Genomic DNA, 14,064 nt, shown 5'->3' on the forward strand with positions numbered 1-14,064 from the left:
TTTAAATTTATAAAAATAAACTCCATTATGAAAAAGATTCTCTTTCCATTTTTGTAACAGAAGCGACCTTCAGACTAGTCATGGCTCATTCAAAATAGTTACAGGATCTTTATTCACTATTTACCCATAATTTCAATTTTAGAAAAAATCACTTTCAAAAATAGGGCATTCACAAATCGAGACACGAAGAATAACATGTGAGCAGTTTAACAAATAAAAGAACACATTGATCCGTGAAAAAACCTCTTAATTTTTATTATCAGATTCAAAGTAAGCGTGCAAATTATACGCACGTGCCTTCCGGTACTATTAATATTCAACAATTAATGCAGGGAAAGCCGTGTTGGCAAGGTCTTGCTCCACTAGAAAGTAAAGAAAAAATCCTCCTTCTTAATGATTGGCGAATGAATAGTCAACGAGAAGACTTAGTTCCCATCTATGGAACTATTCTTAAACAATTACTTCAGGAGGGTTTTACCGTTTATGTATGGAAGGATCAAAGAGCCTATCGTTTAGATTTAGAAAGTTTTTCTATTTATGAATTTAGTATACTCAATAATATGGAACCTAAAAAAGAAGAGGAAATAAGAAAGGATGCAGCAGTCCAGCTATGTGTTAATAAAAATCAGATTCTTGTCCTTGATGATTGCTGGGTTACTTATCTTTTTCAAAAGATCACTGCTCCTACTGCTCTAAAATCAACTGAACGGCAACTTAAATTGCGTGATTACTTATGGAGTTCATATGACGAATCGAAAGGTAGTTTTTTATCGAGTAAAAATCAAACTGTTTTAAAGTATATTGAAAAAATACCTTATACACACTTTATTAGCGATGAGTTTGACAGTTTCCATCCTTATTTACTTAAGATCCAACAACTTTTTCCTGAAGCAACACGGATTATTAACATAACATATCTTCACCTAGATGGTAATGAAATCGAAGATTTAATGAACGATAAAACATTGGCATGCGGGGAAATAAAACTCAGTCAACTTGATTTAAAAAAAGTGGAAGTTCTTGAAATAGCGGGATTTAATGAAGAGCAACTCACGTGGATTTTGAACCAATGCCCTCAACTACATACTCTCAAAATACTACAGTGTAATCTAGAGGATTTTCATCCCCCAACCCCCATAGCACTGCCTTTGTTAACCTCCTTACACTTTAAGAATTCGACATATTATGATACAAAATTTCTTGAAGATCTGCTTCTACATTTTGATACGCAACTGGAACAATTAATTATCTTTAATTGCGGTGGCATTGATGCGGATTTTACGCAAACGCCTAGACTTCCCAAGATAAGAAAATTAACGCTTGATGGACCCGATATAAGTATACACAACATCAGTACCTTACTTAAAGCAAGTGCATCGCAATTGCATTATTTATACATAAATAATGACGATCATGTGTTAACGCAGGATACCTCGGAGGAATATAGCCCACGGAACCTAGAATATTTATTAATCGAAAACATGACAATTCCTCAAGCCAGTCTGGATGGGTTATTAAAATTTTCGGATAATTTAAAAATATTGCAATTAAGAAACGTTGAATTAACAGGGAAGACACCTTGGGTTCGTTACCAATTCACTAGCCTAAAAGATTTTACACTACACAATAAAAGTCCTATCGTCGAAAACAAGACCATTTATAACATTTTCAATAATAAAAAGCTGAACTTTATTTCCTTAAGAAACTCCTTGGTAATGTATGATAATAATAATGATCCTTTAGACCTACCTTCTTTGCTTACTTTAGAGCTATTAAGTGATGTTAAGAACCTTAACAAATTTGTTGATAATGCCCCACAATTGCAACGCTTAGTTCTGGAAGGGAAGAGTGCCGACTTTTCTTCACTCCCGCCAGAAACACCTCATTTGGCAGAAATAGTTTTAAAGCAGTTTGTTTTTTTCAGTAAGGGCATGGAGGCTTTTTTAGAAAAAAATATCAATCAACTCAATGAATTTGCATTTACGTTTACAGATGAAATAAACATTTTCACCTTGTTAAAAAGAGCAACTAATTTAAAAAAATTATATTTCAAAGGTCCTAAAAAACACAATGTACTAACGCAAGATTTTTATACGGATTTACTGGATTCATTAACGTACTTACCTCAATTAGAATATCTGGAGTTAGAGCAATTTGCTAATATAAAGTTTGAAAAACTCCATGCAAAACGGCTGGCCGAAAGAAACACTCAATTATCCAAACTAAGTACGCTCACACTAATATCGACAACTTTTTTAGATAAAAACGGCTTTGCTATTTTAATCAATTTGTTCCCGAAGATAGAACAGCTTTTATTGGCCAAAACAACTTTTTGCGATAAGTCTAAGCCAATGAAAGGAACTATCCATAGGTTAGATACTTTAAAGTTAATCCAATTATCCCTAATGGTTTTTCCAAGTAATTTGCTGAAATTATTACTGGATGCATCACCTAATCTGCAAATAGTTGATTTAGGAGGGTCCACCGCACTTCAAAATGACAAAGAAGTGATGACCCTATTGCATCCTTATGAATTACTCGAACTGAGTGAGCCCGAGCACTATGATGGGGATAAAAAAACTACTGTGGATGCTGATACCGCAAATAAGAACACCAATTACACTATTAATGTTATTTTTTATAACTTAAATGGCGAATCACTTAAGAATGAAGCCCTCTATTATCGAGAGAACATCTTCGATGAAGTTATTATTTCCTCCCAACGATGTACTCCAAATAATCCATTTGAGTTGATTGAAATTAAACCTGATGATCTAATACCTTGTTATCCTACTAAAATTGCAAATTTAAAAAATAGAGTAAACCAAGAACCACCTCTTCAAAAAAATATGGGAGAACATGTTTATGCGCAGGATTGCCTCGTTTTAAACTCTGAATGGCAGGCACTTCCTTCCCTCTCTCCTGAGGAAAAATTACAATGTTATTCTCTCTCTGTAGATCTAGAGATAGAACTAGCCTATTCTGAAAAACGAAATCAATATTTTATCCGCTCGAAAAATAAACAGATCCAACCAGTTATTTTTGAATTCCTTCTTTGGATTCCCCAGTTGCCGCAACCCATAATGCAGCCTGAATCATCCGTACTGGCTACTGCACGTAAAGTTATTTTATCCTATGGTGAGGGTGCGTTACCAAGCACTGTTGATCGACGCGATTGGACGGGACGTGACTACTTAAATGCCATACTCCAATACAAAGTGGGAGCTTGCCGCCATAGGGTGATTGTTTTTTGGGATTTAATGAGGAGGATAGAACAAGCAGGTATATTACCTGCAAACGTCGAAATGCGTATTGTATATAATAAACTTCATGCCTTTTTTGAGATAAAAACAAAAGGGAAATGGCATATATATGATTTAGGGGGTTATGAATCAGAAATTAAACTCATTGAACCCCAATTTCATAAAGAACCATCGATAGAAAAGCAAGACGTAGAAGAACCTTCACTTTTCTTATATAAATCTTATTTTAATACCAGAGTAACACCCAACAGTGAAATAACCTCTGTTCCCCATTATTGCCAACAATTAATTCAACGAATTTACGCATCAAATCAGAAAAATGGTTTGATTAGCTTAAATACTACCGATGAAATGACGAGTATGGGCTTACAGTTAGAACGCTTTTGTCAAACCACAAGTCGCTCTGTTTTATTTATTAATAATCCAGATGATCTTGTTGAATCTTCTGTCTCGATTCACCGCGAAGGCTCTAAAGGAACATTAAAGCAAAAACCTGGAGGTGCTCTAACTCATTTTATCGCAAAGAATCTGGAAGAAATGGCACTTATCATTATTAATTATGATGAATTTTCACTCCAAGATTTACTAATGAGTATTGCCATTTTAGAAAGAAAACAAAAAAATATTCTTCTCATTGGATTGGTAAATCCTCGCAATGCCAATCATTACAATGGCGCAGATTTCCATGGTTATTTTGATATTCGTGAACAGTCTAACTTTTCTCTACACGTATTGAACGAAAACTTACCCCCCCTTGCCCCTCAATTAGTTACTAAGGAAACATCAGAAACCATAGTACTGAATCTTTATAAACGGCCTGATTGGCACCGCTATCTTTTAGGTGGTTGGGAAATTTCCGGCGTCGAACTTACGTTTAAAGAAGGGGTCATGAAGGAGACGATTAAAAAATGTTGGCAAACACAACGACCTTTAGAAATAAGAAATGGCACTTGGGAAGATAAGGATTTTGTCTTATTTTGGCGACAAGCATTGATTCACCACCGAATAGTTCTCGAAGGAGAGTCACTGATTCTTCCAGAATATTTCTCTCTTGTGCGACAGGATAGTTATAACTGGGAATACTTAACTCAAGGTATTTCTGTCTCATATGGCCTGCATGCAGGAAAAAAAGTGCTTAATCGAGCTACCTACGATGATTTTTTTATTCGTTATACTATTAGTGATCAAAACCTCAAAACAGAGCCAGGTATTCTAAAAGCAGCCCATAATAGCGTTCTGGAACTATCAATTACAGGAACTTTAACCTTAGAAGAATGGACCCTTTTCTTACACGAATGCCAACAAAACCAGATTCAACTCCATTGTGATTTGGCAAAAGATATTGAACTGCCTGAGGAAATGAGACATTTTTTAAAAATTGAAGCGCCTCCAAACCATGTGATTAACCCCTTACTCCCTTGGCTGAATATTTACGAAACTCCCGATACGGATCTTTTTATTGCGTCACTTATATCAGAACAAAATTATCGAATTCTCGATATCAGCGAATGCAATAGTGCCGATCTTTTAAAACAACGTAATGGAGAAATAAAAATAGATGGCGGTGGCTTTAGTTTTGAAGAGCGCGACACGTTTATACCGACATCAATTGCTTCGGGCATAAAAATTATTTTAAAAGGTCAGTTTTCATCCCTTCTCGCTGATGCGTTAACAGCTTATTTTCTTGAAAACGAGCTTCCAGATAATTCTGTTAATCTCGTTACTGAAGATAGTAAACACTTTTCCTGTTTCCCTATAAAAAAGGTTGCGCTTAATAATAAATTAAAATATAAATGCTTGCGTCGCCACTATAAAGAAAATGAATTATTTTCATTTAGCAATGAGTTTTTTGCGCAAAAATCACTAGCTCAACTTATCGCCTGCCTTAATTATGCCCGCCGCGAATTCAACCTAGCTCAATCCAAAACCGAGTTTAATTTAATAGAACAATTAAATAGCGACTTAGCCTGGCAGGGAATGCACGGCATTATTGGGGGAATACGATTACCCTCCTTCGACTATGTCAATAGTGCCGAGCACGCACAAGCATTCATACAAAAACGAATTGATGCTTTTGAGGCCGCAATAAAATATTCCCCTTTTGTTTTTTTTACTGGTTTGACCGGGGTAGGAAAAACAACCTTTGTTACCCAAATATTAAAAGATATAGGTTATTGTATTCATGAGAACCTAAATAATCTTTCTTCGTGGATAAATGATTGTCGTGAAGGGCAAAAAATACTTTTTCTTGATGAGGCCAATCTAGATCCAAGTCAATGGTCCATCTTTGAAGGATTATTTAATAAGCCCGCTGCGATCTTATACAATGGAACCTATCATCTACTAAGCAAAGATCATAAAGTTATTTTTGCGGGTAATCCTCTGAATTATGGCGCCGGTAGACAATTAGCGAGCTTATTTAGTCGTCATGGATCTGCCTTGCAATTTGAGCCCTTATCACAAAGTTTTATTTATGAAAAAATAATAAAACCTGTCTTTGCAGGAACGATAATTGAGGATGAAAGTCAGGAAATTGCTAAGAAAATTTTGGCTGTGTACCAATATATTTGTGAACATTCATTAAATGAAGTCTTAATGTCACCACGCGAAATAAAAACAATGGCCTTATTCACACTCATTAATAAATTACAAAACCCTATGCACGAAACAAAGCAAATCGCTGCAAGTTATGCCTTTTCTTTAGGAAAATACCTCATCCCTAATTATCTTTATCCTCAATTTAAAGAACATTTTGAGACTCAACTGCAAGTCAGGAACCCGATTCACACACTGAACAGTGATCGTTTTTTGCTGACCTCGTCACGTCGTGAAGCGCATCAGCTCCTTTCAGACTTTCTCAACACCAGAAACCTTAGTACGTGCAGCCACGGCTCTCTAGGCGGTGTTATTCTCGAAGCCGAACCCAAAGAAGGAGGCACTTCCCTGGTCATTAATACACTGAAAAGCTTGAAGTACATTAAGGAAAGTAAAAAAAGAGAGAATTCAGATCAACCTACTTATTATCTTTTACCTTCTAATGTATCACTGGGACGACGTGAAGAAATTTTACGTAAAGCCTTTCATGAGGGAGCTGTGGCCATAATAAAGGGTGAGTCATCCTTACAAGAAAGCTTATTAAATGCCCTATTAATGGGAAGAACCCCAGAAGGTGAACCAGCAGCAAAGCCTGGGTTTAGATTAATTGTCTTACAAAAAACCATAAGTCAAGATCTAAGTACCAATCAGCAAAGTCAAGCATTGCAACGACGACTGCTTAAATGCCGTTTACCTACTTATAACCCTACTGAAATGCTTGCTATTTTATCTCAGAAAGGAGTACCTGAAAAAAAAGCAAAAGGCTTAATCAAAGCCTATCTTGCTCAACGGGAAGAAGCTAAAATTAATCGATTATCGCCAGAGCCAGCTTTTAGTGATTTATTAAAAGCGGCAAAACTTGTGTTAAAAAGCATGCGCTCCAAAGAATGCGTGTATGGAAAATGTTCTCATGATGAAGGAGAAAAGGATGAACAACTACCCCCCACAAATTTGTCACAAGCGAAAAAACGCACTAAAAAGGATGACGCTCTTAACGATGAAATGGATATAGAACTTCCCTCTCCCCAGCAGCGAAATAGAGCGTTTTTTTTTAGTGCTTCAGCGCAAGGAGATAATGATGACTTGGAGATTCAACCATTAATGAAAGCGCCGTTATAATAAGTCGAGTAGCCACTCCCCATTACTGAGGAGCAGCTACTCGACTAAATCGACGATTTGAGCTGGTTCCCTTGACTGTCTTAACCAGCCGACAAGTCCAGCTAATCTCGCCAGATTAATTGTTTTCCAATCCAGATCTTTTTCAGCTAAATAATCCCAAAATAATTTTAAACAATAGGCATAGCTTTTCACTGTACACGGAGATTTATCTACATTATTTAGATGGCGATCAAACTCGGTAATTGGTTTAATCGGTAAGTGATTGTCATCAAAAACTATCCATGTGACATCATAAGAATTCAGTTTAATTTTTTGTACTTTCATAAATACCTCAATGAAGAATGCGGATATACGCTTAATTTCTATCATTGAATACTATGAATACTATTAAGGTCTGATTATCGCAATAATCAAACAATTCATTTAATTTTCAACCAATTAGATTCGCTATAGCCCTTCTAGAATCTAATTGAAGAATTAATCCGACGCAACAAGAGGAATCTGTCATATTTTATTATTTGCTTTTACTGCCTCAGGGTAAAGCTTCATTTTTTTCCTTTAATTTCTAATCTATAGATTATTTTTTTACTTTTAGTCAATTTCGTTTGGTAAATCAAAATTATTTTTTCTATTAAATTTAGATACTCTTGCAATTTTTCCTTTGGATACCCGTTTGCTCTTCGGTTAAGTGCGCATATTTCAGGAGCTATAATATTATCAGGGTCTCTTAAAATATAAGTACCGACAAACTCATATGATTTATCTGTATCAGCATAACCAGCATGAGCTATAAAAGTGTTCCTAATATGCATTAACTCCTTATGTATTGCTCTCTCATAATGATTAAGTGAGTCAATTCCTATTTGACTTCTACCCGCCTCAGAACAATTAAAAGCTCGCGCATAAGAAACAATCGCCGCTTTGCATAGAGAATCATTAATTATCATATTAGATGGAATTTCTTCTTTATCTTGAACATAAGTAATGTTGCTTCCGAGAGCGTTTATTGCTATGGAAAAGCAACTTTTAGCAAATTTTATGTCCTCTAATGCTGAATTTAGCTCAGCATATCGCTCGCCTTCTTCTGAAGTTACTCGATATACTAATGCTGGTTTTCCATTAATAGTAAATTCATATTTAAGCGTTTCCCTTTGCATTCTTTTCTTAACAGTCTCTTTATTTTTCTTTCTTAGTTGTTTAGATAAAAAAACAAAGGATAGGGCTGTAGCAAAAAAAATGCTCCAATAAAGCATATTGTACTCCTGTGTTTCTGGAAAAACCTTTTATATCTCTTTGCGAGGATTGGCTTTATTTAGCCTCTACATTACCAAGGCTAATTGTGTAACATACACTTAACGAATTCATTGGCAACTTGAGCTTATCATCATTCAAATATAATTTTCCTAGCATCTTTTAAAAGAAGAAATAACTGATTTTCCCTTAGTGGAGAAGGTTCAAACCCAAATCGCTTATAAAAAGCATTCGCCTTTTCATCTATGGCGTGAACTAATAAAGCTCTAACACCCACTTGTTCTGCAGTATTAAAGGTTTTTAATATTGCATCTTTAAGCATTCCTCTACCAATGCCTTTACCTTGATAAGCATGATGAACAGCTAATCTAGCTAAGATTACAACGGGGATAGGATATTTACCCATGCCCTTCTTGATGCGTTCGGATGCCTCATCAATATTCACCTGCCCCACCGTAAGACTATAAAAACCAACCACAAAGTTATTGTCAGCAACAATATAAGTGGTAGCAGAGCCGGACGCTTTGGCTTGAAAAGCATATTTTTTTAACCAATCATCCAATTCTGGATAATTACTATCAAAACCAATTAAATCGTGATCCTTATTTAAAGTTTCAGGTTTTTTTAGCGTCATTTAAATCCCAGGGAAAAGATGAAGAAAATAAATCCTTTAGCCCTTCATTTTCTTGCGCTGGGCGATCTAGAATTTCAGAAAATTTGTTGAATACATCCTCAGAAACCATAAAAAGCCGTTGATCTAAAATAACTTTTTCAGCAGCTTGATATGCACTATCCATTATGAAATCAGTCAAAGACTTATGGCTTATATCGGAGGCCATTCGGATTATTTTGGCTTGCGGTTCAGATGCACGAAAACCTAAGCGAGAAGTTTTTGGGCGTACAGTCCTTGATTGCGCGCCCCTAACCCTTCTGCGGCTTTTAGCCATAGGTGTTTTGGCCTGGTCCACCTTTCTCGCGTTTGTCATAATATTTCTCAAATAATCTCTCTAAATATATGTTAGTACAATTGACACACATTATCAATGTTCATAGTTTTCAAGAGTAAATAAAATGGGGAATATGTTTAATACCATGCCCTCCTCTGCTCTTCAACGGAAAAACAAGCAAAATGAGTTAAGAAATTTGATTAATTTTTCTCAGTTAATTAAATATTCAAATTTTTGAGATAATTTACTAAAGAAAATTAAATGCAGTATTAGTCTAGGTTTGGGGGATACGGCGCAAGTTCCGGAGTCTGAGGTCTATGTCAAAACTATAGTAAAAAAGGGGTATGACAATCATTGGAACGAAAAGGTACTCTAAGGTATTTGCAAAAAATTAAGTCAATAAAGACCTCCGGCAGGAATCTTTGTAAAAAAGGGTCATGATTGAATATCAATCATGATTATTCTTTATACACGCCTGGTATATTCGGTTGCACGCATACCAACTGGCTCAACTTAGAGATTGACTAGATCTAAGTTCTTTTACCTGTGGTTGAGTAACTTTATTAAAACTCATATAAGGGATGAGCAATTCCTCTAACTGACCTAAAAGAGCATTGACTTCCAAGTCCGCGTGATTATATCTCTTCTTTTCTTTATAATAGTGTTCTATAACCCCTGTCAGCTGGATGATTTCTTTAATTTTTTCATATACACCGGATTCTGTGGGAAAAAGGAATTGAGATTCTCGAAAGCCATTAACAGCTTTTTTTCTCAGCTTTCCGATCTCCACGTCATTAATCTCATGATAAATAAAAAATAGACAATAATCTAATATTTTAGAATACATATTAAATCTTAAAGAATATTGACTAACAAATGACTCCTTTTTAGCATTTACATAACTCCAGATTGACACCATCAATGATCCGGCGGAAATTACTGAAGGCCAAAAGATACTTGGATTAGAAAAAAATTCGTTCATGTTTAATTCAATTTAAAGAAAAGAGGCGATAAAATTATTTCGTGCTGGAACAATTGAGTAAATATACATTCATTCTCAATTTCTTTCCATTTGTTTATAGAAGATACACCATTAACTTCCTCTATCTGATTAAAAGATCCAGCCTCCCCTGACAGTAATTCGAATTTAGCAAAACATCGCATGTCTAATATAAAATACTTACGGGGAAGTGGATCAATATTGGGACCTATACCATAATGTATGAAAGCAAGGAGACCACTATATCTATAGGAAATAGAATGGATATTAAAAAATACATCTTGGAAATAATTAAAGATGAACAGACAAAAAGCAGTTATCTACAAGACTGTAATATTGCCGGGCTTTCAGATGATCAAAAGATATATCTCATTGCTAAAATGCTAAGAGAATTAGACGAACGAGAAGCTGATGTAAAAAAATTTGCAGATAATTTCGATAAAATTTTTGGCGCAAAAAATCCTATCAGAGAATCTATTTTATTATGCCACATGGCGATTGAACATTTTATGGACGAATATCTAAACATATTACTACCAAATCAGCTCAAAATCGCAGATAAACCACGTTTTACTTTTGATCAAAAACTATATCTATGTGTTGCATCTGAGCCTGGATTAGGCTTCTTTTATAAAGAAATCAAAACAATCAATAAAATACGTAATAAATTTGCTCATAATTCAATGTATAAAATATTCAATAATGACTTACAAATATTTGTAAAAAATGAATGGCTCATTTACGTTGATCCAGATTTACAATCCTTAAATGAAACCAAACCTATAATAGTTCAATCTTGTCGAGCCTTATGCTCTATCATTCATGGGATCATTAGCGAAAAACTTCGAGAAAAATGCGACGTTAAATTTCCTTCTTATAAACAATTTATTTAAACACTTTTATTTTTACGCGATTAATAAGATTTGAATATCGGGTTTTACCGCATATCCAGCCCAAACTGGCAATAAACAAATTATTTCATAACCGTTGTTACTGCACAAAGAGATTCCGACAATATCTCAATAGCGCACACTCTTATGATAGGTAGGGAATAATAAGCAAACACCTCTCATATAATTTAAATTCGAATTTTTGATAGTTAACTATCAAAGCATCCAGATTTAATTGATAAAACTGCGTGTATCGTGCTCGCTCAATACTTAACCAAATCTAAATACATCCTTTAATATACAAAAGAGGATGTCATTAGCACCAGAAAGGTTTCTAAGCGGTCTACATTTTTTGGCTTTGCAAATACATCCTTATTTATATAAAATCATAATAAATCAGGGTGTAGGTCGAGAAAAGCATGGCACGTGAAGGCAAAGCAAAGGTGTTAACCGAAAATGAGTTTAAATTGCTCACTTTAGTCGCCAAAGAAGGAACATTGGGTGTTCGCAACCTGGCGATGATTTATTGCTCATTCGGGTTGGGTTTACGTGCTAAAGAAATCGCTTCACTTACTCTGGGTGATGTGGCCAATAGCCAATATCAATTATTGGACGAAATCAGTTTGAAGCGCTCGATGACCAAGGGGGATAAACAACGCCATGTCTACCTTACCCATAAGAAAATTCGTGAAACATTGCAAGCCCATATAAACTCCCTAAAAGGAACTCCATTTAATAAGCCGCTGTTTCAAACCCAACGTAAAAGCCGATTCACCGCAAATACCCTGCAAAAATGGTTCCGTGCAGTTTATGATAAGGCAGGGATACATGGGGCCAGCTCTCATTCAGGACGACGCACCTTTATTACTCGCCTCATTGAACAAGGGGCAGACATTAAAGCCGTATCTCGTTTGGCAGGACATGCCAATATTGTCACCACTGCCATTTATGTAGAAGATAACCCTGAGCGTCTAAAACGAATCTCCTCTTTGGCATTATTTTAACGATGCCCTGGTTTCTTAATCCCATTTTTTTATTGCTTATTCAGTTTAAAAATAAAGAGTGCTATTACGAACTACGTTTTGAAAAAGACTCACGCTACTATGTGATTCGTCTAAGCAAGGATTATTGGATGACTGGGTGATTACCTTGATTAATGGACGCATTAAATCCAAGCTGGGACAGATAAGAGGATTGGCTTTTGCCTGTTTTGATGAGGGATGTGAACATTTTTGCGCTATGGCGAAACTAAGAACTCAGCGCAGGTATTTACTCAAAGCCATGACGTGTGACTGCGATCTAATGCTGCATGTGTTGGCGTATTGAATGTCCATAAAAGGTTCGAGCCAATTGCTGGAAGACAACTCAATTAACAAGACCAAACGCCGTGTACATCCAAAAACTTACAGCACGCTTGCCTCAAATCATCGCATAAATCCAATTGCTCCCCAACAACTAGCCTTTTCTTTTTAACTAAGGATATATAAATTTAGAGCAACTAGATCACCCAATGAACTAAAAATATTTATATACTGATAAAAGTCTCATTTTTAAGAACTAAGAAACGTAAAAATTAAGACTTGAATTTGCATTAGAGATCCTCTAATCGCTTAATATACGTAGTATTTGGAGGTCGATTTCAACCGTAATTTCATTAAAAGTCAAAAAAAATAATTCATTTGTTTAAGTTTTAAGCAAATGACTTTATCCCTCATTAAATAATTGCCATACTTGGTAAACAAACAATACAAAACCGACATCGCCATAGATATTTAATTACTGGATAACTCCATGTCAACACAAAATAATTTATATCAGATTAAAAACCAGCTAATTGCTATTAAAACTCATGGGGGACATATTTCTCAATATGAGACAGTCTTGTTTCAATTATTTGTCGACTCTTACAAAAACAATTATTTAGACTTGAGCTCTTGCTTAACTGCTGATGGCATCATGAATTCATTAGCGAATGACAGCCAATATCAGACCTGTCCAAATAAAACCACATATGATTTAAATGATAGGTTTTCTCAAAAGTGGCTACACTGGACAGAGGCTTTTACAATGGGCATGCAGAATCATTATATTCAGTGGGTATGAAACGATTTGTACAACCATAATTTGGCTTGTTATTTGGGTCGACTTAAAGATGAGAGGAAGCTTCCGTCGCAAAATGCTTTTGAAATTTTTTTTCCTAGGATGTAGTTAATCAATTGATATTAAATATATAAATATTACATAGAGGGCAACATTAAAAGTGATGCCAATGTTTAAGGCCTTTATTCTACAAGGGTTTACAGGTGAGTCAGGACAAACCAGTGCCCCCTATATTGACCTTCGACCAAAAAAGGGGCATGTTCATATTTAGATACTGTAATTAACTGAACATATGAAATTCTCTATTTATATAGTGTATTATTTATCCAAAATAACCAATCTTTGATGGTATTAGCCCAAGCTAAAAGTTAGGCTTGGACAAGAAATATCTAAAAGCATAGTATATACTAGGGGAGTATAGAGCTATTTTACAATTTGGCTATATTGCTCTTTAATTAATTGCCAATTAATAGTGTCTGTAAGTACCGGTTGTAGATTTTTATACTTTTGATAATCTCCAAATACACATTGTGCCAGTTTTTGTTTATTCAAATTCGCCAGTCGTGGCATTAAAGAGAATCCTAGAAGATGTGGAAAGGCAAAGCCCAACTCACTTTGGCCATGAGTATCAACATAATTCTTTTGAACCGACATTTCTGTACAGTGTTTTAGTACACCTTCAACCATGGCAGAAACCTCTGAGCTTGATACACTTTTTAATTGAGAGTGGATGCAACAGGCATTTTTTTCAACATGCCAGTAAATCATTACGCCTCTTCCCCCATAACGGGGTTAATTCCATATAGCGCTGGTTTATCAGCATCATCGTCTACACCCCTTATTCAGCAAGGTCTATAGAGCGAGCATTGATAGTTTCATCCTCTAATGGTAATTTTACA

Annotated in this window: 9 protein-coding genes and 1 pseudogene; 4 read left to right on the forward strand and 6 right to left on the reverse strand. The window is 35.3% G+C overall.

Annotated elements, in window-relative coordinates:
- The first annotated feature begins 233 nt into the window (after window positions 1-233).
- Window positions 234-6,977, forward strand: coding sequence for a hypothetical protein (locus tag ACD661_RS16405; protein WP_400188927.1), 6,744 nt, complete (start codon window positions 234-236; stop codon window positions 6,975-6,977).
- Window positions 6,978-7,013: 36 nt separating this feature from the next.
- Here ACD661_RS16405 and ACD661_RS16410 read toward each other — a convergent pair whose 3' ends face one another.
- The 5 genes from ACD661_RS16410 to ACD661_RS16430 form a co-directional block, all read right to left on the reverse strand.
- The gene (locus ACD661_RS16410) at window positions 7,014-7,301 is read right to left on the reverse strand and encodes a site-specific integrase (RefSeq protein ID WP_400188928.1); all 288 of its coding nucleotides are present in this window, start codon (window positions 7,299-7,301) and stop codon (window positions 7,014-7,016) included.
- A 221-nt stretch (window positions 7,302-7,522) separates the two neighbouring features.
- Window positions 7,523-8,230, reverse strand: coding sequence for a hypothetical protein (locus tag ACD661_RS16415; RefSeq protein WP_400188929.1), 708 nt, complete (start codon window positions 8,228-8,230; stop codon window positions 7,523-7,525).
- Between the two features lie 131 nt (window positions 8,231-8,361).
- The gene (locus ACD661_RS16420) at window positions 8,362-8,862 is read right to left on the reverse strand and encodes a GNAT family N-acetyltransferase (RefSeq protein ID WP_400188930.1); all 501 of its coding nucleotides are present in this window, start codon (window positions 8,860-8,862) and stop codon (window positions 8,362-8,364) included.
- Complete coding sequence (locus tag ACD661_RS16425) at window positions 8,843-9,214, reverse strand: type II toxin-antitoxin system TacA family antitoxin (RefSeq protein WP_400188931.1); 372 nt, start codon at window positions 9,212-9,214, stop codon at window positions 8,843-8,845. The genes ACD661_RS16420 and ACD661_RS16425 overlap by 20 nt, the downstream gene beginning before the upstream one ends.
- A 469-nt stretch (window positions 9,215-9,683) precedes the next feature.
- Window positions 9,684-10,157, reverse strand: coding sequence for a hypothetical protein (locus ACD661_RS16430; protein ID WP_400188932.1), 474 nt, complete (start codon window positions 10,155-10,157; stop codon window positions 9,684-9,686).
- A gap of 278 nt (window positions 10,158-10,435) precedes the next feature.
- Here ACD661_RS16430 and ACD661_RS16435 point away from each other — a divergent pair, with 278 nt between their 5' ends.
- From ACD661_RS16435 to ACD661_RS16445, 3 genes are all read left to right on the forward strand, one after another.
- Complete coding sequence (locus ACD661_RS16435) at window positions 10,436-11,068, forward strand: hypothetical protein (RefSeq protein WP_400188933.1); 633 nt, start codon at window positions 10,436-10,438, stop codon at window positions 11,066-11,068.
- A gap of 416 nt (window positions 11,069-11,484) precedes the next feature.
- The gene (locus ACD661_RS16440; protein ID WP_400188934.1) at window positions 11,485-12,069 is read left to right on the forward strand and encodes a tyrosine-type recombinase/integrase; all 585 of its coding nucleotides are present in this window, start codon (window positions 11,485-11,487) and stop codon (window positions 12,067-12,069) included.
- A 787-nt stretch (window positions 12,070-12,856) separates the two neighbouring features.
- Window positions 12,857-13,168, forward strand: a complete 312-nt coding sequence (locus ACD661_RS16445; protein ID WP_400188935.1) for a hypothetical protein — start codon at window positions 12,857-12,859, stop codon at window positions 13,166-13,168.
- Window positions 13,169-13,591: 423 nt separating this feature from the next.
- Here the strand turns inward: ACD661_RS16445 and ACD661_RS16450 are convergent.
- Window positions 13,592-13,954, reverse strand: a pseudogene (locus tag ACD661_RS16450) (Tn3 family transposase); the annotation flags it as partial.
- Window positions 13,955-14,064 lie beyond the last annotated feature (110 nt).

Source organism: Legionella lytica (genome assembly GCF_044626755.1).
Lineage (GTDB): Bacteria > Pseudomonadota > Gammaproteobacteria > Legionellales > Legionellaceae > Legionella > Legionella lytica_A.